This is a genomic window from Aminobacter sp. MET-1 (assembly GCF_026521175.1).
Taxonomy (GTDB): Bacteria; Pseudomonadota; Alphaproteobacteria; order Rhizobiales; family Rhizobiaceae; genus Aminobacter.
Genome location: NZ_JAMSHL010000002.1, coordinates 213990 through 237242, shown reverse-complemented (window position 1 = coordinate 237242; position 23253 = coordinate 213990). Strand labels below are relative to the sequence as shown.

Annotated in this window: 24 protein-coding genes and 1 pseudogene; 10 read left to right on the top strand and 15 right to left on the bottom strand. The window is 59.9% G+C overall.

Annotated features, from left to right (window positions below; genetic code table 11):
* Positions 1-126: 126 nt before the first annotated feature.
* A complete protein-coding gene (locus tag NDO48_RS03790; protein WP_018427579.1) occupies positions 127-1995 on the bottom strand; it encodes a heavy metal translocating P-type ATPase in 1869 nt (622 codons plus the stop codon).
* A 302-nt stretch (positions 1996-2297) separates the two neighbouring features.
* On the opposite strand from NDO48_RS03790, the gene NDO48_RS03785 reads away from it, so the two are divergent.
* Positions 2298-2618: a hypothetical protein gene (locus NDO48_RS03785; protein WP_018427578.1), complete on the top strand. Its 321-nt coding sequence runs from the start codon at positions 2298-2300 to the stop codon at positions 2616-2618.
* An 89-nt stretch (positions 2619-2707) separates the two neighbouring features.
* Positions 2708-3529, top strand: coding sequence for a universal stress protein (locus NDO48_RS03780; protein WP_018427577.1), 822 nt, complete (start codon positions 2708-2710; stop codon positions 3527-3529).
* A 251-nt stretch (positions 3530-3780) separates the two neighbouring features.
* Here NDO48_RS03780 and NDO48_RS03775 read toward each other — a convergent pair whose 3' ends face one another.
* On the bottom strand, positions 3781-4125 hold the full coding sequence (locus NDO48_RS03775; RefSeq protein WP_018427576.1) for a hypothetical protein: 345 nt from the start codon (positions 4123-4125) through the stop codon (positions 3781-3783).
* A gap of 146 nt (positions 4126-4271) precedes the next feature.
* Here NDO48_RS03775 and NDO48_RS03770 point away from each other — a divergent pair, with 146 nt between their 5' ends.
* Positions 4272-6980, top strand: a complete 2709-nt coding sequence (locus NDO48_RS03770) for a bifunctional acetate--CoA ligase family protein/GNAT family N-acetyltransferase (RefSeq protein WP_267320864.1) — start codon at positions 4272-4274, stop codon at positions 6978-6980.
* Positions 6981-6984: 4 nt separating this feature from the next.
* Here the strand turns inward: NDO48_RS03770 and NDO48_RS03765 are convergent, their stop codons facing one another.
* Together NDO48_RS03765 and NDO48_RS03760 are read right to left on the bottom strand one after the other, a co-directional pair.
* Entirely contained in the window at positions 6985-8520 is a 1536-nt protein-coding gene (locus NDO48_RS03765; protein ID WP_018427574.1) for an AAA family ATPase, read from the bottom strand.
* 29 nt (positions 8521-8549) lie between these two features.
* The gene (locus NDO48_RS03760; protein ID WP_018427573.1) at positions 8550-8975 is read right to left on the bottom strand and encodes a c-type cytochrome; all 426 of its coding nucleotides are present in this window, start codon (positions 8973-8975) and stop codon (positions 8550-8552) included.
* Positions 8976-9138: 163 nt separating this feature from the next.
* Here NDO48_RS03760 and NDO48_RS03755 point away from each other — a divergent pair, with 163 nt between their 5' ends.
* Positions 9139-9975 (top strand): universal stress protein, encoded by an 837-nt coding sequence (locus NDO48_RS03755; RefSeq protein WP_018427572.1) that lies wholly within the window; start codon positions 9139-9141, stop codon positions 9973-9975.
* A 61-nt stretch (positions 9976-10036) separates the two neighbouring features.
* Here NDO48_RS03755 and NDO48_RS03750 read toward each other — a convergent pair whose 3' ends face one another.
* From NDO48_RS03750 to NDO48_RS03710, 9 genes are all read right to left on the bottom strand, one after another.
* Positions 10037-10498: a pyridoxamine 5'-phosphate oxidase family protein gene (locus NDO48_RS03750; RefSeq protein WP_026227113.1), complete on the bottom strand. Its 462-nt coding sequence runs from the start codon at positions 10496-10498 to the stop codon at positions 10037-10039.
* A gap of 166 nt (positions 10499-10664) precedes the next feature.
* On the bottom strand, positions 10665-11267 hold the full coding sequence (locus NDO48_RS03745; protein WP_018427569.1) for a hypothetical protein: 603 nt from the start codon (positions 11265-11267) through the stop codon (positions 10665-10667).
* Between the two features lie 65 nt (positions 11268-11332).
* A complete protein-coding gene (locus NDO48_RS03740) occupies positions 11333-12088 on the bottom strand; it encodes a 3-oxoacyl-ACP reductase FabG (protein ID WP_026227111.1) in 756 nt (251 codons plus the stop codon).
* A 5-nt stretch (positions 12089-12093) separates the two neighbouring features.
* Complete coding sequence (locus NDO48_RS03735; RefSeq protein WP_018427567.1) at positions 12094-12930, bottom strand: universal stress protein; 837 nt, start codon at positions 12928-12930, stop codon at positions 12094-12096.
* Positions 12931-13074: 144 nt separating this feature from the next.
* A complete protein-coding gene (locus tag NDO48_RS03730; RefSeq protein ID WP_040456649.1) occupies positions 13075-13737 on the bottom strand; it encodes a phosphoribosyltransferase in 663 nt (220 codons plus the stop codon).
* 5 nt (positions 13738-13742) lie between these two features.
* Positions 13743-14168 carry a DUF2267 domain-containing protein gene (locus NDO48_RS03725; protein ID WP_026227109.1) on the bottom strand — a complete coding sequence of 142 codons (426 nt, stop codon included), beginning with the start codon at positions 14166-14168 and terminating at the stop codon, positions 13743-13745.
* Positions 14169-14420: 252 nt separating this feature from the next.
* Positions 14421-14951: an Hsp20/alpha crystallin family protein gene (locus NDO48_RS03720; protein ID WP_026227108.1), complete on the bottom strand. Its 531-nt coding sequence runs from the start codon at positions 14949-14951 to the stop codon at positions 14421-14423.
* 175 nt (positions 14952-15126) lie between these two features.
* Positions 15127-15594 (bottom strand): hypothetical protein, encoded by a 468-nt coding sequence (locus NDO48_RS03715; RefSeq protein ID WP_018427563.1) that lies wholly within the window; start codon positions 15592-15594, stop codon positions 15127-15129.
* Positions 15595-15616: 22 nt separating this feature from the next.
* Positions 15617-16438: a universal stress protein gene (locus NDO48_RS03710; RefSeq protein ID WP_018427562.1), complete on the bottom strand. Its 822-nt coding sequence runs from the start codon at positions 16436-16438 to the stop codon at positions 15617-15619.
* Positions 16439-16639: 201 nt separating this feature from the next.
* Between NDO48_RS03710 and NDO48_RS03705 the strand changes: the two are divergent.
* From NDO48_RS03705 to NDO48_RS03690, 4 genes and pseudogenes are all read left to right on the top strand, one after another.
* Positions 16640-17008 (top strand): annotated as a pseudogene (locus NDO48_RS03705) (NAD(P)H-dependent oxidoreductase); the annotation flags it as partial.
* The gene (locus tag NDO48_RS03700) at positions 17005-17208 is read left to right on the top strand and encodes a hypothetical protein (protein ID WP_018427560.1); all 204 of its coding nucleotides are present in this window, start codon (positions 17005-17007) and stop codon (positions 17206-17208) included. The pseudogene NDO48_RS03705 and the gene NDO48_RS03700, both read left to right, overlap by 4 nt.
* A 192-nt stretch (positions 17209-17400) precedes the next feature.
* The gene (locus NDO48_RS03695; RefSeq protein WP_018427559.1) at positions 17401-18699 is read left to right on the top strand and encodes a metal-dependent hydrolase family protein; all 1299 of its coding nucleotides are present in this window, start codon (positions 17401-17403) and stop codon (positions 18697-18699) included.
* A 37-nt stretch (positions 18700-18736) separates the two neighbouring features.
* Positions 18737-19552, top strand: a complete 816-nt coding sequence (locus tag NDO48_RS03690) for a hypothetical protein (protein ID WP_026227106.1) — start codon at positions 18737-18739, stop codon at positions 19550-19552.
* Positions 19553-19872: 320 nt separating this feature from the next.
* On the opposite strand, the gene NDO48_RS03685 is transcribed toward NDO48_RS03690, so the two are convergent.
* Together NDO48_RS03685 and NDO48_RS03680 are read right to left on the bottom strand one after the other, a co-directional pair.
* On the bottom strand, positions 19873-19998 hold the full coding sequence (locus tag NDO48_RS03685; protein ID WP_018427557.1) for a hypothetical protein: 126 nt from the start codon (positions 19996-19998) through the stop codon (positions 19873-19875).
* Positions 19999-20075: 77 nt separating this feature from the next.
* Positions 20076-20936 carry a 3-keto-5-aminohexanoate cleavage protein gene (locus NDO48_RS03680; RefSeq protein ID WP_018427556.1) on the bottom strand — a complete coding sequence of 287 codons (861 nt, stop codon included), beginning with the start codon at positions 20934-20936 and terminating at the stop codon, positions 20076-20078.
* Positions 20937-21028: 92 nt separating this feature from the next.
* On the opposite strand from NDO48_RS03680, the gene NDO48_RS03675 reads away from it, so the two are divergent.
* Positions 21029-21913, top strand: a complete 885-nt coding sequence (locus NDO48_RS03675) for a MurR/RpiR family transcriptional regulator (RefSeq protein WP_018427555.1) — start codon at positions 21029-21031, stop codon at positions 21911-21913.
* Positions 21910-23247 carry an aspartate aminotransferase family protein gene (locus NDO48_RS03670; protein WP_026227104.1) on the top strand — a complete coding sequence of 446 codons (1338 nt, stop codon included), beginning with the start codon at positions 21910-21912 and terminating at the stop codon, positions 23245-23247. The genes NDO48_RS03675 and NDO48_RS03670 overlap by 4 nt, the downstream gene beginning before the upstream one ends.
* Positions 23248-23253 lie beyond the last annotated feature (6 nt).

Sequence of the window (23253 nt, the reverse complement as noted above, 5' to 3'; positions counted from 1 at the left end):
CCAGCAAACGATCGGGCTCGTTCCGTTCTTGCCACCCACGCTTGAAACCAACCAGGAGCCCGATCGCCAGCGCAAGTCCGAGGCGTGCTATGGCACCCATTGGTCACCTGCAGTAGAAGCGGCTCGTCATTGGTATCCCACTTTGCGTTTCCCATGGTCACCGAGGGCCCGCAAAGCATTGAGAATGACCGCAACGTCTATCGCCTCCTGAAGAAGCGCCCCAGAGACAGGCGATAGAAAGCCAAAGGCGGCGGCGATCATCGCCAATGCAGATAGCCCGATGCCAGCCACGATGCTTTGTCTTGCGATCATGGTAGTCCGGCTCGCGATTTCAACCGCCGTCGCCACAGCCCCTAAGCTGTCTGTCAGGACGACCACATCTGCAGCCTCGGAAGAGGCTGTTGCTCCGCGAGCCCCCATCGCAACACCCACTGTGGCCATCGCTAGTGCTGGAGCATCGTTGATGCCGTCGCCGACCATCATGGTAGCTGCCTTGCTGCTCTCGGCATTCACAACAGCCACCTTGTCAGCGGGTGACGCGTCCGCAACGACGAGGTCCAGCGGGAGAGTGGCCGCTATCCGATTGGCGGCATCTGCATCATCGCCTGTCAGCATTATGCTGCGCCGCACGCCGGCATTCCGAAGCCGGGTCACCGCCGAAACAGCATCCGCCCGAAGGCTGTCGCCAAGAACCAAGACCGCTGCAAGACGGCCCTCGACAGCCATGTACACAACAAGAACCGGATGCCCCTGATATCGGGACACCACCCGTTCCGCCCAAGCGGGGGGCGCTGAAGCCGCCAAGATTAGGGACCGGGAACCAGCGGAGACTCTGGTTCCTGAAATGGTTCCGATCAACCCCGATCCTCTATGCTCACAAACGCCATCAGGGCGCGTCAAGGTGAGCCCCCTGTTTCTGGCGAGGGCAACGACCGCTGAGGCGAGAACGTGGTGAGATGCCTGTTCTAGGGAACCCAGCAAACGTAGAAGTTCATCTTCGTCTCTTCCCGGGGCAATTTGCATCTCGATCAGTTGAGCGCCGCCATGGGTGAGTGTGCCTGTCTTGTCGAAGATGGCGGTCCTCACTTTGGCGAGTGCTTCCAAAGCCGTGCTGCCCTTCATCAGAACACCCTGGCGTGCCGCGCGGGAGACTCCGGCTATGAAAGCGATCGGCGCCGCGAGAATGAGCGGACACGGTGTTGCCACGACCAGCACGGCGAGCGCTCGCACTGGGTCACCTGAAACATGCCATGCGGCAGCTGCCACGATCAGCGTGAGGGGCAACAACACCAACGCAAATCGGTCGGCCAGACGGATGAATGGCGCTTTGGCAGTCTGAGCCGCCTCGACCATTCTGACGATGCCGGCATAGGTGCTTTCTGCCGCGACGGCAGTGGCGCGCATGTGAAACATTTCTCCTGCGTTCACCGTGCCGCTGCGGACTGCATCTCCCTGCTTGCATGCTCTTAAGAACGGCTCCCCGGTGATGGCGGACTCATCGATCCTGGTGTCATCATCGAGCAGCACGCCATCGACGGGCAGCACCTCGCCGGCCCGAACCATCAATTCGTCTCCAACCGAAACGCTCCCGATTGATATGCTCTCGAGGACCTCGCCGCGGCGGCGATGAGCAATCCTCGGTGACCGGTCAGTCAAGGCCTTCAGATCACTTTGGGCACGACCACGAGCATAGTCCTCAAGGACATTGCCCCCCATGTACATGATCGCGACAACTATGGCTGCCAAGTCCTCACCGAGCCAAAGCGCCACACTCATTGACACAAGAGCAATGGCATCGACACCAAAACGACCAGCCCACAGATCTCGGACAATGGAGAGTGCGAGGGCGGCGATCACCGGAGCGCTTGCGAAGGCCCAAATGCTGTCAGCCAGATTTTCCATGCCGAGCTGAAAATGTGTCGCAAACCCAGCGGCGAGCCCTAAGACGGCGATCGCCAGTATGATCTTTCTGAGCAAGGGTTCGTTGACGGGCATGTTCCCTCGATCGCTTTGCACGACAACAGGTACGAGTCTGCCGTCGCCATTCCGACTGCAGACGGCAGCCGCGTCCCGCCTACGTTCGAGTCACATTGCGACAAGATCGTCAGAGAGGACGCTACCTTCAGTTTGACTATCGGAGCGCTGCGCAAGCGCCTTGATCCACGTCAATTTGAATCCGCGCTCGCTCCGACCTCAAACCAAAACACTGCTCTCCAGCGATTTGATGCGCGTCAAAGCCGAACGGCCAATTGCAGCGCGCTCTGCCAGCAATTGGTCTGCATTTTGGGAGACGCACCATGGCTGCCACAGACATCTCTTCCGCACCTAACTCCGCCGCCGCGACAGCAAACGGGACCAAGCTGCGCCTGGGCCCGTCGACGGCCCTTGTCATCGGTTCGATGGTCGGATCCAGGGTGTTCAGCCTGCCGCAAAACAGGACCGCTGGCGCAGGTCCTCTTGCCATTGTGATTGGCTGGGCCATTACCGCCATCGGCATGCTGGCGGCGATGGAATTCGCCCGCGCGACGGGCAGGCCTGGCGCAATCGGACGCATCGAAGACGCTGCGGCTATCGTGGTTGTAACAAAGGACACTGTCGCGCCAGACAATCCGTATTGAACACGGATTGAAAGTTGATCCGCGTCAAGGTCTTTGCCGCAGCTTCCGTCATCTTACGACCACTTAAGTCCTGATTTCGAGGCGCAGCCATGAGCTACAAATCCATCCTAGTGAACATCGATATCGACGGACCGGTCGTTCCGATTGTGAAGTTGGCAGTCGATATCGCGAGATCCTACGACGCAAGGCTAATCGGTCTCTGCGGGGGTGATGCACCGCTGCCAATGGCAACGCCGGAAGGCGGGGTCATCATTTCGGAAGCATGGCAACTGATGCGTGACGATATCGAGCAGCGTTTCACGGAAGTACGCGCAGAGTTCGACCAGTTGACCGCAGGATCAGTACGGACCGAATGGCGGCAAAGCCTGACCAGCCCCACCCATGCGGTCGTCCAGGCAGCCCAATCGGCGGATCTCATCGTCATGGCGGCCTCAGAGGGCGCGGCTACCGGGGACTCCTATCGGCATGCCAGTCCCGCCAGTGTCGTTCTTCGTGCGGGCCGTCCGGTTTTGGTCGTGCGCGATAAGGTTGAACAGTTCAGCGCCGAGCGCATCATTGTGGCTTGGAAAGACACACGCGAAGCCCGACGCGCCGTGGCCGATGCAATGCCTCTGCTTGTCGCGGCCAAAGAAGTGACGGTGGTGACCGTGACGGCTGAGGCCGATCAAGTCATTCGAGATGGCCTAAACAATGTAGTAGCCTTCCTGGCGGAACACGGCATCAAAGCCACGCCAAGATTGATCGAAAGCCCCGACGAATATCTCATGCTGTTCAATTTCATCGACCATAGCGGTGCTGACCTCGTGGTGTCGGGCGCGTACGGGCACAGCCGATTGAGAGAGTGGGCGTTCGGTGGGGTCACGCGCGCATTGCTCGATGAAGCCCGGGTCAATCGGTTGTTATCAAGTTGAGAGCATCTCGCCCAACCGGCGGCGAGGACCGAGGCCGAAGCGGCTTTCGGTCCTTCGTTGAAGAGTCTCGTCGGCAGCTTTTTTTGAGCACGCCGACAGTTGAACACTAGTCAGCGCATCCGACTACCGCTTCGACGACCTGGGCAGCGCCTCGCAATATTTTCTCGCGAGCCTCCGAACGGAACAACACTTGTTGTGAGCCATTGCGTGATCCTTGAAGGTCTGGAGATTGCCGGATCCGTCAGGATGCTTCACTTGCTCGTCGGCGATTTCTGGGCATTGCCACCCATCATCCCAGTGCCGCATCCGGATGGCTTGTGTTCCCATTCGGAGTCTTGTGGCAGGGTGATCCCCAGTTCCGCTGCGCGTTTCTGCATGGCCTCATGGTGCTCGGCCCGGATAGCGTCGCATTCCTCGTCGGACTTCGCGCTACGCATCCGGTCCATCATCGTGGCCATCTCATCCGCGGACATCATTTGATGACCTTGGAACATCAGCGGGCCACGCATCTGGGCCAGAGTGCCTGGGACTTCGCTGGTCAGGGCAACAATCGCGACTGCCGCACCCAGCATGAGCTTGGTGAACTGCATGTTCATTTGGTTCCTCCTTTTTCACAAATGGAGCACGGGTTGACCCGACGAGCCTTGATGCATGTCAATCTGAACGGCGACATCGGGAATTGATCTAGGGCAATGCGTCCTGCAACGCGGAGCCGTACTGGTCCATGGAGGAGGAAGTCGCTTTGACCATCCGCAACCTGGAATTCGTGCTGCATCCCAGATCGATCGCCGTATTCGGCGCATCGACCCGGCTCGGTTCGGTAGGCGCGGTGGTTATAGAAAACATTGTCCAGGGAGGGTTCGAAGGCCAGATCTGGCCAGTCAATCCGAAGCACCGTGAGATCGCAGGCAGACCTTGCTATCGAACCGCCAAAGAACTTCCCGAGGCGCCCGATCTCAGCGTGATCGTTACCCCTGCCGAAACGGTTCCAGGCATTGTCCGGGATCTCGGCGACATAGGCAGCAAGGCGGCCGTCGTAATCACTGCCGGCCTGACGGTGGAAAACGGCCTCAAGCAGGCAATGCTCGAGGCCGCAAAGCCCAATCTGTTTCGAATAGTGGGGCCTAACACGCTTGGCTTGCTCACGCCCAAGCTGAATCTCAACGCCAGCTTTTCGCATTGCAATGCGTCCACGGGCGGCATTGCGCTGCTTTCCCAGTCCGGGGCGATCGTGACAGCGCTGGTAGACTGGTCACTCGACAACAATGTCGGCTTTTCCCACATCGTGTCCCTGGGCGACATGGCCGATGTTGATGTTGGCGACTACCTTGACCTGCTCGCAAGTGACCCGTCCACGCATGCGATCCTAATGTACCTGGAAACTATCCCCCATCCGCGGAAATTCATGTCGGCCGCACGGGCTGCAGCTCGGCTCAAACCGGTGGTGGCGATAAAATCAGGCCGACATGATCAGGCTGCGAAAGCGGCGATGACACACACTGGAGCACTTGCCGGGAGTGATCGCGCGGTCAGCGCTGCTTTCACCCGGGCGGGAATTCTTCGCGTCGGAGGTCTCATTGAGCTGTTCGATGCGGCAGAGATACTAGCTCTGCTGGGGCCGCTTCAACAAACCCGCCTGGGCATCGTAACCAACGGCGGCGGTGCCGGAGTCCTCGCTGTCGACGACTTGCTTGATCGCCGTTGTGAACTCGCTGCGTTCTCTCTCGCGACGATCGAACGCCTGAACGCCTGCCTGCCGCCAACCTGGTCGAAGGGAAACCCGGTAGACATCATCGGTGACGCATCGCCACGTCGATATGCCGATGTCATTCAAGCCGTGGCAGCCGACCCCGGAACCGATGCCCTGATGGTTCTCAATTGTCCGACTGGCCTCGCCTCGGCGACCGATGCGGCATCCGCGGTTTCCACAATCGCGCAAAATGGAAAGATAAACGGAAAGCCGTTGATCACCTGTTGGCTTGGGGAAAGCACAGCACGACAGGGGCGGCACCTTTTGCAGAACGCAGGGGTCCCGAGTTTCGAGACTCCGGCTGAGGCAGCTCAGGCAGCATCATATCTCGGCGAGTGGTCGCGAGCCCAGGCCGCGTTGATGCGAGTGCCGCCAGAGTCTGGGGGCGCATCCTTGGCTGACCGCTCCCACGCGACAGCAATCTTCCGGGCGGCTGCGGCTGATGGACGGCAAATGTTGACGGAGGCCGAAGCGAAAGAGGTTATCGCGGCATATGGCATCGCAACGCCAAAGACCGTAGTCGCAAGGTCCCCCTCAGATGTCGAGAAGGCCGCGGCAGCTATGCTCCAGACTGTCGACAAGGTCGTCGTCAAACTTGTGTCCAGGGACATCTCTCACAAGTCAGACGTTGACGGGGTGGCTCTCGACCTGGGTTCTGCTGAAGCTGCGCGGGATGCCGCCGAGGCCATCTGCCTTCGCATACAGCACTCTGCGCCTGATGCGTCGGTGGACGGTTTCACGGTCCAGCCCATGATTAGCGGGCGGGGGGCATACGAACTGCTCGTAGGCATCCATCAAGACCCGATTTTCGGGCCTGTGATAATGTTTGGAAGCGGCGGCGTTGCCGTTGAATTGCTTGACGACACGGCAGTGTCTTTGCCTCCGCTCGACGATGTATTGGCCGGAGATCTCATAGACAATACGCGGGCAGGCCGATTGTTGGCAGGATATCGTGATCGCGAACCAGCCAATCGAGCCGCCATATTGGGTGCCTTGGACAGTGTCTCGCGACTGGTCGTCGACTTTCGCTGCATCAAGTCAATGGACATCAATCCTCTGTTGTCGGATCGCGAGGGAGCGGTCGCCCTGGATGCCCGCATTCAGTTCGATCCATCGTTGATCGAGGCCCCTCCACCCAATGCCGATCTCGTCATTCGTCCATATCCATCAAAGTGGGAGCGAGACATCGAGGTCAAAGGGCAGCGATACGTCATCCGGCCGATCAAGCCGATAGATGTCGCTCTCTATCCGGAATTCTTGGGCAAGGTCACGCAGGAAGACATGCGACTGCGGTTTCTCAGTCCCCGCAAGCACTTTCCGGACCAGATGCTGAAGCGAATGACCCAGCTCGACTATGACCGCGAGATGGCCTTTGTAGTCATTGCGCGTGGTGGTGAAGAGCTCGCAGGCATTGGCCGCCTCTCATGCGACCCGGATCATGTCGTCGCAGAATATGCGCTGCTCGTCCGAACGGATCTGCAGGGTCAAGGCATCGGCTGGGAACTGCTCAACCAGCTTATCGACTATGCCCGTGAGGACGGAATCTCCAGGATCGAAGGCATGATCCTCGCCGAGAACCGCAAGATGCTGTCCATGTGCCGCGTACTTGGGTTTGTGATCCAGCATGAAATCGACGACCCCGGCCTCTGCCGAGCGTCGCTGCTGCTGAAACCTCGCGCGAATGCCGAAGCCAGCGACTGACAGTTCAGCAGGAAACCTCGTGATCTATGGCGACCAGAATGTCTGAGACAACGCCAGCAGGTGTCTGGGCGGCATTCAAGCTTTTCCAGTCAACATCGGCAACCGACCTGCGAAGCTGATGCGACAGCACGTCCACCGTCGCATCTGACACACCCCCACTTCGCTCGCTCACCCGCGACCAAAGCAGGTTGGCATCGGCCTCCAACCAAAATCCCGAAAATGGCACGCCCCGTTCTCTGGCGCAGAGCTCCATTCTGTCCCTGTCTTTCGGACGCTCGAAAACGGCATCTGCCACCACCGAGCTCCCCTGCGACAGGATAAGTCCCGCACGCCACGCCATCTCCGAATAGACGCGCTCGGAAACCTCGGGGGCATAGGCCCTGTTGGGGAGCCGGGTTTCGGGTGCCACACCATGAAGGATTTTCCGAATGCGATCGCTTTCGACGATACGTGCGCCTGGCGGAGCTCCAATATGCGCTGCAAGCGCTTCCGCGACCGTCGTCTTGCCGGAGCCGCTGAGGCCCCCGATCGCCACGAGACGGGGCAGGCAAGCGACCAGAAGTTGATGCGCGAGCTCGAAGTACGATCGTGCATCCCCTGCAAGTCGCGTCTTTTGGGGCCCGCCTTCTTCGGCCTGCGTGGCAGTGACGTGCGCGCGTACAGCGGCACGGATTGCCATCAACAGCGGCAGGAGTACGAACCCGTCCTCGTCGTCTGCCTCATCAAGATAGCGGTTCGCAACCAGGTTAGAAAGCTCGGGCAGACCCCGATGCCAAAGATCCATCAGCAAGAACGCGAGGTCGTAGAGGACATCGACCGTAGAGATGTCGTCGTTGAACTCGATGCAGTCGAACAGACGGGGCTTGCCCTGGAAGAGGCATATGTTGCGCAAGTGAAGGTCGCCATGGCATCGGCGCATCTTTCCATGTCGTTCCCGACTGTCTAGCAGGCCCGCGTGCCGTTGCAGGGTCGTCCGGAAGAGGCCATCGAACTCCTCGACCTCGGATCTGGAGAACACATGGCTCGTGCCAAAACCTGCAAGATTGATATCGAGCACCCGCTGCAGATTGGCAGCACCTCCGCAGTCATGGGACACAGGCACATCACGATGAAACCTGATGATCGTCCGGGCAACATCGGTCATCAGTTGTGGTGTCAATTCATCTGCCACTGCCATCTTGTCGAGCAAGGCAGATTGATCGAAACGCCGCATCTCGACCACAGCGTCAACGAGATCTCCCGTTCCATCAAACTCCAGGCGGCCGTCAGGTCTTCTCGTCAACCGTCTCACCCCGAGATAGAGCTCCGGTGCCGTCGTTGAGTTGCGGTCCACCTCCAGCTGACAAACAGCAAGCCTACGATCGGCTGAAGAGAAGTCCACGTACGGAAGCTGCACCGCACGCTTCATCTTGAACGCGCGGTCTCCTGCAAGGAACACGCGTGAAATGTGCGTCTCGATCAATTCCACGGGCCGCGGATCACCATGACTGGTGGCATCCAACAAGAACTCAACTGCTTCGACCTGTTTATCGGTGATCATTATCCATACCCTCGATCCATCCTGTGGTCTCAGGGGACTGCACCCTCGTTCCTCGAACTCTGCAGGCTCTCGATGAACGTTGCCAGCTCGTGAATCCTTGCCTGCGTCACGACGGGTCCGTCGTCCGGCCCATAAATACGCTTATCGCTCAAAAGAAATTGCTGCCCCCAGACGGGCATGTCGCGCTCGCCATGACCTGGAACAACATAACGCCCATCAATTGTCGCCAGCACACGCCGATAGGGAAACTCGCCGCCGTTCTTTTCTGCAAGCAGGGTCAGATCTGTCGGCACCCTTCGTAATTCCGCAGCCAGAGGGCCGTCGCCCTTTCCGCCACTTCCGTGGCAGGCGGCGCATGAGTTCAGAAACTCGGTTTTCCCGTAGCTCATCTCTTGAGCATGAAGAGAAATTAAGCTGCCTGAAACCAATACAGCGACTGTGATCAAGCGTTTCATATGGCGGCCTCAGCCCATTGGGTTGGAGCCTAATGTCCCTGTCATGCGAAACCTTGATACGGATCAAATCGCATGCGCTTTCACGAATTGACGCAGAGCAAGGAATGTTCCGATCCTGGGCGGTATCAGAAGACCTGGTTTCAATTGACTGAGGATTCAAGCCATGGCCTTCAAGACAATTCTAACGGTTACGGGCACCCACCGCGGCGACAACGACATCAAGTTGGCCGCCTCCTTGTGCGCGGAGTTGGACGCTCATCTTTCCGTGCTTGCCGTAACACTCGCAGCTCCCCCGCCCATCGGCGACTACGCGGCCCCTATGTCCGACGCCTGGATGGAAGAGCGGCGCGCCGATCTCGAGCGGCTCGATTCGAGGACGGCCGAGGTCACGCAAGTGCTTGCCGGCGCTGCGATTTCGGCGGATGTCACCAACACCTATCCCGAAATAGCTTGGGCCGACGAGATTATCGGGCGGCGCGCCCACTATGCCGATCTGACCTTTGTCGGGCCGGAGCTTTTGGCAGGCGGAACGCTCAGGGACAAGACGATTGAAGGTGCGCTCTTCTCATCGGGCAAGCCAATGCTGTTGTCGCCCGAGGGCACCAAACCGACGCTGCGTCCCAGGAAGGTGATGGTTGCATGGGATTCGCGCGCCGAAGCCTCGCGGGCAGTTCGGGAAGCCATCGATATCCTGGAGGCAGCAGACGAGGTACATGTGGTGCTCGTTGATCCGCTTGAAGGTGAAGGCCGTCAGGGCGACGAGCCAGGGGCCGATATAGCGACCTATCTGGCCCGCCACGGCGCAAAGGTTACGGTCGACAGGTTGCCGAGCTCAGGGCAAAAGGTCGCCGATGTGCTGAAGCGGCATGCCTCGGACATGTCCGCTGACCTGATCGTGATGGGCGCATACGGCCACTCCCGCCTTCGCGAGAAGATTTTCGGCGGCGTTACCAAATCGATCCTGGAAGACGTTTCAATCCCGGTATTGATGGCACGCTGAATTTAAGCCGCGAGGTCGGTGAGAGATAGAACCGACCTCGCGTATCAGATTCCAATATTCCTTAAGATTGCTCACCCTCTATGGCCTCCCGGCCCGATATCTGTTCCACGTAAATCCGGAAGAAGAGGTGGGATGAGTGATCGGCAATGGGACGCTGATCGGGTTTCAGACCGCCTGGCTCCCACCAATTCACATGTTTGCTGAGCAGGTTCCAGGCATGCTCCTGATCGATCTTGTTCTGGGGCGTGTCGCCTTTCAGCTCCTCGAAGCGGCCATCGACCAGCACGCTGCGCCACTCTCGGCCACTTCCCCTTTCGTCGACCAGCACGCAAACGCAGGGATTGGCTCGCATGAAGTCGATCTTCTTTCCAGGCATCGAGAATGCGTAAAGCCTGTTGTCTGAGTAACAGAAGTAAAACGGTACTACGTATGGCCGTCTGTCCTTGGAACAAGCCAGGTGGCCGAAGTGACTGCGAGCCAGAATCTTGCTGCAGTCGAGCGTAGACAAAGAACGAACCCACATGACCTCACCTCCGTAACGCTGGGTCAGCGCGGCCAGAAGTCGATCGCGCCAGCCGTGATTGGCACAACACGTGTCCCGGCCTCTCCTGACAGGACATGTTCCGCATTCGAAATCGATCCGATCGCAGCCCATTTGTGCGATGCCTCGACGAAATCGCATGCGGCCTTCACCTTAGGCCCCATTGAAGACGGATCGAAGGCCCCGCAGCGACGGGTACGGGGCCGCACATAACAACTGCCGTACCAGATCCGATCAAAGATTTCGCTGCGCCAATCTCGATGGTTTCGAGGAGGCGGGGAACTGGGACAACACGTCGATACTCGCCGTCAAAATCCGTAAATTGCCAGCCACGCAGCTGGCGCAATTGGTGGGCGTAGGTCCGTTCGTAGAAGGGTCCGATGGGCTTGGCCGGCTTTCCAAATGCCTCGTCATCGGCATTGACCAGCACCTGCGCCATTTGCGCGACAACGTGTCGGTCGCTCCCGAGTTTGTTCCGCAACTCTCGAGCCAGCAGATACCCTGTCTCACCCCCGGCTTGAGCACACAGCAGATCAAGACGCGTAGGTTCGGCGACCCGATAAGAAAACGACTGCAGTGCGAGCATCGCCAATTGCGGGCCGCTGCCGTGAGCGATCACCACGTCGTGTTCCCGAAACACGGGCGCGAGCCACGTGGTGGCCATGGCGGCGTTTTCGCGCTGGTTCTCAGCCGTGATCGCCTGCCCTTTGCGCAAGAGGGCATTCCCACCCAAGGAAATTACCAGTCTCATGTCGTGCCTCCGCAGGTTGTGTTCGCTGCTGGCAACCGGGCACGTTCGCGATGCCGTGAGGGCGACTAGCGCGACGTGTAACCTCCGTCGACCAGATGATAGCTACCCGTTATGAAGCTGGCTCTTTCAGACAAAAGGAAGCAAGTCAGCGCCGCGACCTCACGCGCAGACCCGAGGCGGTTCAACGGGTGAAGCGCCGCCAACTGTCCGATCGTCTCGTCGTCCAGGTTCTTTTTCAGCAGCGGAGTGTCGATAAACGCTGGGCCGACGGCGTTAACGCGAACATTCTTCCCTACGTATTCAAGGGCCACAGCTTTCGTCAATCCAACCAAGGCGTGCTTTGCTGCGACATACGCGCAAGCCTTGCTCCAGCCCACCGACCCCAGAATGGACGACATGTTGACGATCGCTCCTCCACCGGACTTCAGCATGGCCGGAAGCTGGAACTTGATGCAGTAGAAGACACCATTGAGATTCACTTCCATCACGCTTAGCCAATTGTCGATCGGGTAGTCGGCCGTTTCGGATTCCGCACCGCCTATGCCCGCATTGTTGACCGCAAGGTGGAGACCTCCAAACGTCTCCACGGCGAACCCGACCATCTGTTCAACTGATCGCGGATCGGCAACGTCGACCTGACAGGCATGGGCTTCGCCTTTTTCAGCCACGATGATTTCCGCCACGCGTGCCGCTGAGTGGATGTCGATGTCGGCCACAACAACCTTGGCACCGCCGGCGGCAAGCTCGCGAGCCACAGCCTCACCTATGCCCGATCCAGCTCCGGTGACGAGCGCGACTTTGCTTGAGAACTCCATGGCCAAGTCCCTCAATGCGACATCAGTATCGGCAGACGCAAGTCCGTCAGAACGCCTTCCGTCGCCCCGCCAAGTACGAAGTCGCGAACCCTGGAATGGCCGTATCCCCCCATCACCAGGAGATCCGTACCCAGCTCGATTGCCCGTTCCTGCAAGGTAATTGCGATCGGGCAGTCTTCGGATTTGATGTCTGCGGCATCAGCGTTGAGCCCACGCTTTCTCAATGAGGCAACCAGCTTTTCGCCGATGTCAGCTGCCTTCAGCGGCTTTTCGTCAACTACTGTGAGAACATGAATCCTGGAGGCGTGTGTCAGAAGCGGCAGTGCATCAGCCACGGCGCGAGCTGCCACTCGGCTGCCGTCCCATGCGATTGCGATGTGCTCGATCTTGGCTGCGCTCGCCGAGTCGGGCAGGAGGATAGTTGGCCTGCCAGAGCCGAAAACGACCCCTTCCGCAATCATCCGGGAAGTCTGGTTGTTAGGCTCCCATCCGACAACGGCAAGGTCATAGTACCTGGCGTGGGTTGCTGCACTTTCACCCTGAAGCGCGAGAAGGACAGCCTCCGAGGCAGTGGTGACTGAAACGCCCAGTCGCAATCCTTCTTCGATCAATTTCGCGAGGAGGTGCTCGCCGGCTTGGTGGCTGATTGCCTCGGCCTGGCGGATACGGGCCGGGACATCAATCAGAATTCGTGACAATGGACTCGAAACGTGAGGGATGGCGGCATCAATCGCGAGAGCATACAGGTCGGCATGGAGCTGTTGCGCGACAGCGACAGCATTGACGGCGACGGTATCGGAGTTTGCATCGGGGTATGTCGCGAGTGGCAGAAAAATCTGGGTTTTCATCCTGCGTCTCCTTGAGCAACGCTCAGGACGCAACATCGACCTGAACATGATCAGAATGATCGTCTCGGGAGACCTTAACCTTGACGTAGAGCAAACATTTGAGGATCGCACTGCCACTGCACGAGAAAAGACACTCGAGTTGACTTATCGAGGATGACGAAGTCTTCGCTCTTCGTCGGCTGCCCGAAGAGCATTCATCGCGTCCTCGTCGGTCAGCTGAGGGAAGCTGCGATAGTGATAGCTCAAGGCCCGAAAGCGGCCAGGCGTGCTCAAGCAGAAGACCTGATCGGCCTCCTGCCGGACAACATCAAGCGCGTCGGACGGTGCAACCGGGATTGCCACGACGGTACGTGTGGGTCCCCGCCGTTTGACTGCTCGCAACGCGACCTTCAGGGTCGCCCCTGTAGCGGCACCATCGTCGACCAAGACCGCAGTTCTGCCAGCCAGAGAATGGGGACGAGTGACCGCTCCGAAAAGCCTGCTGCGTCGCTCCAGTTCCGGGCGCTCTGCGCTAACCAGGGCAGCGAGCTCCTCGTCACCCAGGGAATATGCTTCGACGATTTCGCGGTTCACAACCACATCCGGAGGTGTGCCGTCGACAATTGCGGCGACAGCCAACTCCGAATTTTCCGGTGCGCCGACTTTGCGGACAATGAGCACGTCGAGCGGTGCATCGAGAGCTCTTGCGACGGCCGCAGCCACTGGAACGCCCCCACGGGGAAGCGCCAAAACAACGGGTTTGAAAAGCTTGGCACCAAGCAATTCAAGTCCCAGCCTTTCGCCAGCCTCTTGTCTGTCTTGGAACATTATCGTCATTCCGGCCAAAGATGTCGGAGCGACTTGCGCATCGAATTCTTCACCTGGACAATTTCACCATGCGAAAGATGCCGATCGAGAAGCCTGAATACGGCTGCAATGCCCTCCTCGATGTCGATCTCCGGCTGGTCGTCCAAGGATTTCGAGATTCGGAGCGCAAAGTCACGCTTGTCACGCTCCCGGGCGGGTGACGTCCCTGGATTCCAGCCTTCGAAATAGATCCCCCGGATCATCTCAGGGAGCTGTGAGGAAAGATCGGCGGCCTCTTCGGGCGACAGCCAATCGCGCAACGCTTGAAGCACCGACCTCATCAAGCGATGAGAAAGGTTTTCCGGCCAGCCGAGATCAGCAGCCAACTCATTCACCCATTGCTGAGCTTTTTGGGCGGAATGTGAGAAGTTCGGCTTGGATGCGTGTCCCATGAGGTCGACTCCATGTCCTTTGCCGGAGTGTCTCGACTTTGAGTGGTTTGGGAGACCAGCCACGCCAACTCCCTCCACGTCGTTGCGAAGTATCTGGCAGTCTCGTCGTCAGAAAGCCCAGTTGCCTCAGGGCGCGCACGCTCGCTTCAGGATTGGGACCCAACCGAAGCTTGACGTTTTCGGCTACCATCGGGACATCTCCGGGCGGAGGTGCCGGCGCTACAAACACGCCGACACTCGGTGTGGCGGGCCCTATGCGGTCTTCACCGTGATTGTCTTTTCGGGCTTTTGAGCTTCCGCGGTCTTCGGCAGCCTGACAGTCAAGATGCCTTTCGAGAAGGTGGCTTCGATCTTGTCGGGATCGATTCCGTCAGGAATCTGAATGGACCGCTGAAACGAACCGTAGCGACGTTCCGAGAGGAAATAGTCTTTCTTTTTTTCCTCCTTTTCCTCGCTCTTCTCGCCCTTGATGGTCAGCAGGTGGTTGGTGACCTTGATGTCGATGTTCTTCTCGTCGGCACCCGGCATCTCGGCGGTGATTTCGTATTCTTTCTCCTTTTCGACCAGGTCCATCGCAGGAGCCAGTGGCCAACTTCCTTCGAAAGAAGTGCGCGGCTCCGGTAGCCTAGGAAATGACCCACGCCAGCCGAAAGGATGGAAATCATCGAAGAGACGATCGACTTCTCGGCGCAAGGTTTCAAATGGGCTCCAGCCGTTGCCGCGCGGCTCCGGGGAAGCTCCCTTTTCCGCTTTCACTGGAAGTTTGGTCGATGTGTCAGTCATGGAATTGATCCTCTTGAACGTTGACCAATCGCCTGCAGACACCAGGGATCTTCGCACAAACTGCGCCGCGTTCATTCTTCCGAAGCTGTCTATGGCGATATCCCAAAACAATACGCCTGAAACATTAGACAACATTGATGTACGTCAAATTGGTTGCAACAGAACCTGGCCGCGATCAGGCGCTATCGCGAAGCGGCCACACTGCCTCTGTGACATTCTCACCCACCGAAACTGGCGGATCGAGATAGAATTCCCATAGGTCGCCGGCCGCCTTCAGTCCGCCACCCTGAATCGCTTGAAGCATCCTCGCGTGCATGAGATGCAGTTGCTCGCCAGACCCTCTGTTCGCCACCTTGACGGCTTCTCCGGCCGCTGTTGCGCCGAGTCCCAATCCCGACCCTCTCAAGATCCTGAACTGATCCTCACGTATTGGAAATCCTGCGTCGAAAGAGATCTTCTGTTCACCAATCTCGCGATAGTGAACGACGGGGAGGCCAGCAGGAACAACCATGTTGGACGACAGGGTATGGTAGAGTTTCTCGAAACTAGACGTTAGAGCATCCTCAAGTTGTGAGGGCGCACAGCTCTTCGAGGCGAATGCAAAGGGCCTCGTCACCAACGTCACAAACTCGAGATCGGGCATTGCTAGTCCCCGTATCCGGTTTTCAGTTCGATAGCAGCCGATTGACCGATTTGCCCCGAAGCAAGGTACGGGTGACCCCGCCAAAGGCCCATTCACTGAGGCGGCTGTGCCCATATGCCCCGGACACAATCAGGTCAGCTCCAAATTCCGACGCGGCCTCCATTAGGGCCTCGGCTTCATTCGCGCCACCAACATCAACGATCTCGCTGAATGCCTTGATGCCATGCCTGGCCAGGTAAGCAACAACGTCATCGATGCTTGCCCGGGTCGCCGGCGTATTCTTATCGACAGTAACAACGTGTACTCGTGATGCCGCAGTCAAGAACGGTAAGCCATCGACAATCGCACGACGTGCTTCACGTGTATCTTTCCAGCCAATCAGGATGGCCTCGGCCTTTGGAAGTTGGAAATCAAATGGCGCGAGCAGTACTGGACGTCCAGAAGACAGGAGTAGCGTCCCCAGATCAACGCTGCGGGACGTATCGAGTGGAAAGTCGGGCTGGGGCCCAGAAATAATGAGGTCTGCCGCTCGACAGTTAATCGCGAGCAACTTGGTTGGATTGCCGATCAATCCGCGCCAGCTGGCACGCTTGCTGTTTTCAGTTTCGCGAACGAATTCCGCTTTCGCTGCGGCGAGGCTAGCTTCGATGGCTTCGCACTGGCGCTTCAGCTCGTCAGCAACGGCCATATTGCTCTCGCCAAGGCGCATCACGTAGCGAGGCTCGGCGGCGCAAAAACCAATAAGATCTGCGTCGAACATCAGAGCCACGGATTTTGCATACGCGACCCGAGGCCGAATGGGACCGTCGATATCAAGGTGCAGGAGAACACTGTTGTAGGCCATTTGGGTGCTCCAAGTTGAGCAACCAGTGACACATCCAGGCTAGGGCGCATTGACGTGCGTCAAAGCTGCTGGGTGCCTCGCTTGCAAAGCTCTGCCACGCGCGGTCAAGTACCTCCTCGCACGCAGCCTCCGGCGCACTTGCAAGGAGAACGACCGCGGTGGGTAAGACCTACGTTCAGTATTCGAACACGGAGTGACGATCAACTACACTGGATACCTCTGCCGGGCGGGGCCATCCGGCCAACACAGGGACGGACCTTGGCGCTCATGCAGGTTTCCGGTGGCTCGCAGTCCTTCAATGCCGTGAACCAGATACGAATCCTCGGTCGGTGGATGCGCATGGTGACCATCCCGAACCAATCCTCCATCGCCAACGCGTGGCAGGAATTCGACGAAGGCGGGCGCATGAAGCCATCCTCCTTCTACGACCGGGTCGTCGATGTGATGGAAGACCTGATGAAGTTCACGCTGCTGACCCGTGGCATCTCGGACCATCTCACCGACCGCTACAGCGAGCGCAAGGAAAGCCTTGCCAAGCTGGAGAAGCGAGTGAGCCTGAAATCCATATGACTGCCGAGCGTTCGCCGATCGTCGCCCTCGGCGTTACGCAGATCATCGGTTACGGGACACTCTACTACGCGTTCAGCATCCTGGCGGCCGACATTGGCTCGCGGGCATCCGTCAGCCATTGCGCTTTCGACTGTCACTTTCCGTTGGCCGCCAGGGTTGGCTATTCCGGATTAAGGCTTGAACCTGAAGCAAACATCTGATGTGCTCGCGAAATCATAGCGGCAAGGAGGGGCGCGCCGTTGTTGCGGATCGGTCAGAAATATCAACACCTTGCCCACGGTTGGACCTGCGCGTGCCATACTCCACAGGCTCAGCAGCTACTCACGCGCGTTGACAAGGGTCTTTCCCGTCGTTCCGTCTTGAAGGCAGTCGCTGGAGTTCTCGCAGCTCCGATGTTTGGTGCTGCGGTCCCTGCCTTCGCACAGTCCGGCAAGCCAGTCCTGCTTCGCAACGTCAAGATCTTCGACGGCATGACATCCAAGCTGGTCGAAGCCCACGGCCTCTTGATCGATGGCAGGCTCATCAAGGCACTTGTCCCTGCAAGCGACGCAGTTTCAGATGCCGACACCATAGACTGCGGCGGCCGTACGCTGATGCCTGGGATGATCGATGCACACTGGCATTCGATCCTCGCAGGCATTTCTCAAATGGTGGCCATGACCGCCGACATTCCGTACGTCCATTTGATCGCAGCACAAGAGGCTGAGCGCACGGTGCTGCGTGGCTTCACGACGGTCCGGGATGTCGGGGGACCATCATTTGCACTGAAGCGCGCCATCGATGAGGGGCGCATACCAGGGCCGCGCATCTATCCCTCCGGAGCAATGATCTCGCAGACCTCCGGGCATGGCGATTTCCGTATACGCACCGAGCTGCCACGCACTCCTCAAACCGATCTCAACATAACGGAAACGGCGGGTATTGCGGCGATCGCCGACGGCGAGGCGGAGGTGCTGCGCCGTGTCCGCGAGCAACTCATGCTCGGTGCCAGCCAGATCAAGATCATGGGTGGCGGCGGTGTCGCCTCCGCCTATGACCCTATCGATGCGCTTCAGTATTCCGAAACCGAGATGAAGGCGGCTGTGGCAGCTGCAACCGACTGGGGCACATATGTCTGCATCCATGCGTATACGTCCGCCGCAGTCCAGCGGGCGCTCGCGTGCGGGGTGAAGTCGATTGAGCACGGCCAGCTTGCCGACGAGGAGACGGTGAAGCGTATCGCGGATTCGGGCGCCTGGTGGAGCATCCAGCCGTTTCTTGCCGATGAAGATGCCAACACCTATGCCTCTCCCGAGCAGCGCACGCACCAGCAGATGATTGCGGATGGAACTGCCCGGGCAGTCGAACTGGGACGCAAGCATAAGGTCAAGATGGCGCTGGGCACAGACATTTTGTTCAACCCGAAGGGCACGGCAACACAAGGCAAGCAACTGGCCAAATTTGCGCGGTGGTACGACAACGCCGAGGTGTTGCGGCTTTTGACAAGCGGCAATGCCGAACTTGCAGGTCTTTCCGGGCCGCGCAATCCTTATCCAGGAAAGCTCGGAGTGATCGAGGCGGGCGCCTATGCCGATCTTCTCGTGATCGACGGCGATCCGCTCGATGACATCTCCTTGATCGCCGATCCCGAGCGGACGCTGAAGCTCGTCATGAAGGATGGACGTATCCACAAGAATACACTTGGAGCCTGAGGGGGCATCATTGAACAGATTTGCAGTTGCCGTTGTCTTGGGCCTATGCAGCACTCAGGCAGGATATGCAGCCGATGTGCTTCCTGCCCGACCAGAAGAAGCGACACCAGCTCTCGCCGAAAGCCGGAACTGGGCGTTGCAGATTTCGCCCTATATGTGGGCTGCCGGCCTTAAAGGAAACATATCGCCGTTCCGCCAAGGCCCGTCCATCGGCGTGGAGAAGTCATTCTCGGACGTTTTGGATAACCTCAACTTCGGCGGCTTCGTCAATGTGTGGGGACGCCACGACCGGTTCGTCTTCTCCGGTGACATCATGTATGTCGACACGACCGATAGCCACGGCGCCGGGCCATTGCCGACATTCCAGCTTCCGGGCGGCATCGTGGTGCCCGCCGGCACAAGTGTGGATGCCAAGGTCGACACGAAGCAGTTCACGGCGACCTTGCAGGGTGGCTATCGTGTCGTCGACACACCGGGTTTCACACTCGACGCACTCGCCGGCGCGCGTTTCTGGCACATCTCTAATGATGTGACGCTCACTGTGGGGCTCGGCGGCGGCAGTGTGACCCGTAGTTATGGCGAGAACTTCGGCTGGGTGGACCCGGTGATAGGCGCACGCGCGTTCCTGCCCGTGACGGAAAAACTCTCCTTGCAAGCTCAGGCGGACATCGGCGGTTTTGGCGCCGGGTCGAAGCTCACATGGTCGGTGCTTGCGACTGCCAATTATGTCATCAACGAACACTTCTCCGCCTCGCTCGGCTACAAGGTGCTCGACGTTGATTACGATCATGACGGCCATGTCTTCGATACCCGCCTGTCCGGGCCTGTCCTGGGAATGACTTACAGGTTCTAGGCGCTGAACAGGTGCGGGGTAGAATGAAATCTAACCGCGGGTGGAACCATGGGAGCTTTGTCATAGACAAGGAATTGCACCGGGACTTTCGCCTGATCGCCTACCCGATCCCAGGATCGTAGGTGTTGCGGCCTCGACCTGACACTTCGGGCGCTGCCACGCATTTTACCGCACTGCCTGACACCTGAATCGAAGCTGATATGTAAAGGGTTGCGCATTCAAGCAGCCTCACTCTCCGGCAGCCCCCCGCTGAGCGCGACAGCAAGAGCCGCAAGCACGCCCCATCCACGGCAGCACCCGCAGAGCCTCCCAATCCACCGCTACGCCACCCAATGCCGTTCCGACCCGACGCCGACGCGCATCGAGGAGAAGTTCAGGCCGATGCCCGTCTCGCCACCTTCGGGGCCTTCGGCGATGCGGAAGCTCTGGAAGACTGGGGAAATCATCCAATCATCAGGACGACAGCGAGGATCGCGGGCTGCTTCAGGCAAACGACGCCAGATAGACAAACAGCACGAGATGCCTACCGACTACTGGGTGGCGGAGGCGAGCTTGACAGCGACCCGGCGCGGAGTTCGGCTGCGGCGCATGTTTCCAAGCCGAGAGCGCGAGCGGATCTTGCGACTGTCGCGACCAACGCGGCGTTCGAAGGCGCCAAGGTGCCGTCCGGCAGATGCAGGTTGTTTTCGAACCCAACGCGGATATGGCCGCCGAGGAGTGCTGCGGCGGTGACGCAGGCGGCTTCGTGCTTGCCGAAGGCGCAAACGCTCCAATGGGAGAAGCGCGGCCCATCCGGCGCGAGGAAGGGCAGAAGATCGGCGGGCACAGATGTCTGGGACACGGTGTAGCGGCCGAGCACGTAGAGCACGGGGATGTCCGGCCAGGGTACCAGGCCGCGCCGGATCATCGCTGCGAGGCGCACGGCCTCGGCTGGGTCGTAGAGGATGATCTGCGGCAGCACGTCTTCCCGCCTCATCCAAGCAAGCGCCTCGGCGAAGGCCGGCTCGGCGGCCTCGTCCGGGGCGAGTTCGCGCAGCGCCAGCGAGGCGGCTTCGGGTCGCACGGCCTTCAGCACGGCTATCTGCTCGGCCGGGGCATAGATGCCGAGCGCTTCCGTCGTGATCTGGATGACCAGCCTGTCGCCGACCTCCTTGCGGATCGCGTCAATCGCCTGCCGGTAGGCGTCGGCATCGACCAAGTGGCCGCCGTCGGGGCGGCGGACATGGACATGGATCATCGCCGCGCCAGCGTCCAGGCACGCGGCGGCGGTGCGTGCGAGTTCTGCCGGTGTCAGCGGAATGACCGGATGATCGGCCCTGGTCCGGCGCCCACCGTTCGGCGCCACTGCAATCGCCACCCGATGCTGGCTATAGAGGTCGGCCATCCGCATTCCTCATATATGATTCATATGGATCATATCATTACATCATTGAAACATATGTTGCAAACCACCAATGAAGGGTGTAATCGAATCCCATGCAAACCGGTCCTCTCGCAGACACGATCGTCCAGGCCTTCGACACGATGTCGGAGCAGTTGCAGGCGGCCGCGCGCTACATCCTGAACCAACCTCGTGACGTCGCCTTGCTGTCCATGCGCGAGCAGGCACGGCATGCTGGCGTCCAGCCCGCCACCATGACCCGGCTTGCCAAGCATCTCGGCCTCGCCGGCTACGAGGATATCCGCCAGCAATATGCCGACGCGATGCGCGGCAACGTGACGGGATTCGCAGGCCGCGTCGGGGCGCAGGCGAAGAGCCAGAAGCTCAAGGGCGAGCATGCCCTGGCGGCCGACATGCTCGGCGGCATCGCCACGCAGGTCAGCCAGCTGGCGCAGCCGGCCACGCTCGACGCCCTGGTCGAGGCGGCCGGACGGCTGAGCGCAGCGCGGCGCATCTATTGCCTCGGCCTGCGCTCCAGTCACTCGCCGGCCTGGCACCTGCATTACATCCTCTCGCTCGCAGGCAAGCATTCGACCATGCTGGATGCCGTCGGCGGCATCGGTGCGGATGCGCTCGGCGTCGCCACGGACGACGACGTGATGGTCGCCGTCAGCGTGCTGCCCTATACGCGCCAGACGATCGAGATCGCCGACTATGCCGGCGAAGCGGGCGTGCCGCTGATCGCCATTACCGACAGCCCCGTCGCCCCCCTCGCCCAGCTTGCCGCCTGCACCGTCGTCGTGCCGACCGAAAGCCCGTCCTTCCTGCACACCATGTCGCCGGCCTTCGTCGTCGCCGAGGTGCTGGGCGCTCTGGTCGCGGGACAGGCAGGAGATGCGGCCAGCGCGGCACTTGCCGGCGTCGATCGTCAATCCGCCGCCCTCAACGTCCACCTCAAGACAAGGATGAAGCGCCCGTGACCCGTATCCTGCACCGCGCCATTCATTCCCGCTTGCCCGTCGCGGTCGGCGGCAAGGGCATCGAGCTCTTCGATGCCGAGGGCAAGGCCTACATCGACGCCTCGGGTGGTGCTGCGGTCTCCTGCCTCGGCCATGCCCATCCAGCCGTCCTTGCCGCCCTGCACGAACAGCTGGACCGGCTCGCTTATGCCCATACCGGCTTCTTCACCTCCGAGACCGCCGAGGCGCTGGCCGATCTCCTGATCGAGGACGCGCCGGCCGGGCTAAGCCACGTCTATCTCGTCAGCGGTGGGTCGGAAGCGGTCGAGGCGGCGCTGAAGATGGCGCGGCAGTATTTCGTCGAGAAAGGCGAGCCGCAGCGCCGCCACATCATCGCGCGCCGGCAGAGTTATCACGGCAACACGCTCGGCGCACTTGCCGCCGGCGGCAATGAATGGCGCCGCGCCCAGTTCAGGCCGCTGCTCATCGAAACCCATCACATCGACCCCTGTTATGCCTATCGCCTGCAGCAGCCCGGCGAGAGCGACGAGGCCTATGCCGCCCGCGCCGCGCAGCAGCTGGAGGACAAGATCCTAGAACTCGGCGCGGACCAGGTCATCGCCTTCGTGGCCGAACCCGTGGTGGGCGCCACCGCCGGTGCCGTTCCGCCGGTCGCCGACTACTTCAAGCGCATCCGCGCCATCTGCGACCGGTACGGCGTGTTGCTGATCCTCGACGAGGTGATGTGCGGCATGGGCCGCACCGGCACATTGCACGCCTGCGAGCAGGACGGTGTGTCGCCCGACCTGATGACGATCGCCAAGGGGCTCGGCGGCGGCTACCAGCCGGTTGGCGCGGTGTTGCTTTCCGACAGGATCTTCGACGGCTTCGCGAACGGCTCCGGGTTCTTCCAGCATGGCCATACCTACATGGGTCATCCGATGGCGGCGGCCGCCGCCCTCGCCGTTCAGCAGGTCATCCGGCGTGACAACCTGCTCGCCAACGTGGTCACCATGGGGGCGGAGCTGGAGAGCCAGCTCACCGAGCGCCTCGGCAACCATCATCATGTCGGCGACATCCGCGGGCGCGGCCTGTTTCGCGGGGTCGAACTCGTCGCCGACCGTGCCCGCAAACGGCCATTCGATCCGAAGCTCAAGCTCAACGCCCTCATCAAGAAGGAAGCCATGGCGCGGGGACTGATGGTCTATCCGATGGGCGGCACTATCGACGGCCGTCTCGGCGACCACGTGCTCATCGCCCCGCCCTTCATCGTCGATCGCGCCGGTATCGGCAGCATCGTCGACCGGCTGGGCGACGCCATCGACGCCGCGACGAACGCTCTTCCGCACGCATAACCAAGC

Excerpts from the sequence above, each read along its gene's own strand:
- NDO48_RS03685 (WP_018427557.1), bottom strand. The coding sequence starts at position 19,998 with ATGATTTCCCCAGTCTTCCAGAGCTTCCGCATCGCCGAAGGCCCCGAA.
- NDO48_RS03780 (WP_018427577.1), top strand. The coding sequence starts at position 2,708 with ATGAGCTACAAATCCATCCTAGTGAACATCGATATCGACGGACCGGTC.
- NDO48_RS03790 (WP_018427579.1), bottom strand. The coding sequence starts at position 1,995 with ATGCCCGTCAACGAACCCTTGCTCAGAAAGATCATACTGGCGATCGCC.
- NDO48_RS03760 (WP_018427573.1), bottom strand. The coding sequence starts at position 8,975 with ATGAAACGCTTGATCACAGTCGCTGTATTGGTTTCAGGCAGCTTAATT.
- NDO48_RS03745 (WP_018427569.1), bottom strand. The coding sequence starts at position 11,267 with ATGAGACTGGTAATTTCCTTGGGTGGGAATGCCCTCTTGCGCAAAGGG.
- NDO48_RS03715 (WP_018427563.1), bottom strand. The coding sequence starts at position 15,594 with ATGCCCGATCTCGAGTTTGTGACGTTGGTGACGAGGCCCTTTGCATTC.
- NDO48_RS03700 (WP_018427560.1), top strand. The coding sequence starts at position 17,005 with ATGACTGCCGAGCGTTCGCCGATCGTCGCCCTCGGCGTTACGCAGATC.
- NDO48_RS03720 (WP_026227108.1), bottom strand. The coding sequence starts at position 14,951 with ATGACTGACACATCGACCAAACTTCCAGTGAAAGCGGAAAAGGGAGCT.
- NDO48_RS03725 (WP_026227109.1), bottom strand. The coding sequence starts at position 14,168 with ATGGGACACGCATCCAAGCCGAACTTCTCACATTCCGCCCAAAAAGCT.
- NDO48_RS03710 (WP_018427562.1), bottom strand. The coding sequence starts at position 16,438 with ATGGCCTACAACAGTGTTCTCCTGCACCTTGATATCGACGGTCCCATT.
- NDO48_RS03785 (WP_018427578.1), top strand. The coding sequence starts at position 2,298 with ATGGCTGCCACAGACATCTCTTCCGCACCTAACTCCGCCGCCGCGACA.
- NDO48_RS03775 (WP_018427576.1), bottom strand. The coding sequence starts at position 4,125 with ATGAACATGCAGTTCACCAAGCTCATGCTGGGTGCGGCAGTCGCGATT.
- NDO48_RS03765 (WP_018427574.1), bottom strand. The coding sequence starts at position 8,520 with ATGATCACCGATAAACAGGTCGAAGCAGTTGAGTTCTTGTTGGATGCC.
- NDO48_RS03695 (WP_018427559.1), top strand. The coding sequence starts at position 17,401 with ATGTTTGGTGCTGCGGTCCCTGCCTTCGCACAGTCCGGCAAGCCAGTC.
- NDO48_RS03755 (WP_018427572.1), top strand. The coding sequence starts at position 9,139 with ATGGCCTTCAAGACAATTCTAACGGTTACGGGCACCCACCGCGGCGAC.
- NDO48_RS03735 (WP_018427567.1), bottom strand. The coding sequence starts at position 12,930 with ATGAAAACCCAGATTTTTCTGCCACTCGCGACATACCCCGATGCAAAC.
- NDO48_RS03675 (WP_018427555.1), top strand. The coding sequence starts at position 21,029 with ATGCAAACCGGTCCTCTCGCAGACACGATCGTCCAGGCCTTCGACACG.
- NDO48_RS03750 (WP_026227113.1), bottom strand. The coding sequence starts at position 10,498 with ATGTGGGTTCGTTCTTTGTCTACGCTCGACTGCAGCAAGATTCTGGCT.
- NDO48_RS03680 (WP_018427556.1), bottom strand. The coding sequence starts at position 20,936 with ATGGCCGACCTCTATAGCCAGCATCGGGTGGCGATTGCAGTGGCGCCG.
- NDO48_RS03730 (WP_040456649.1), bottom strand. The coding sequence starts at position 13,737 with ATGTTCCAAGACAGACAAGAGGCTGGCGAAAGGCTGGGACTTGAATTG.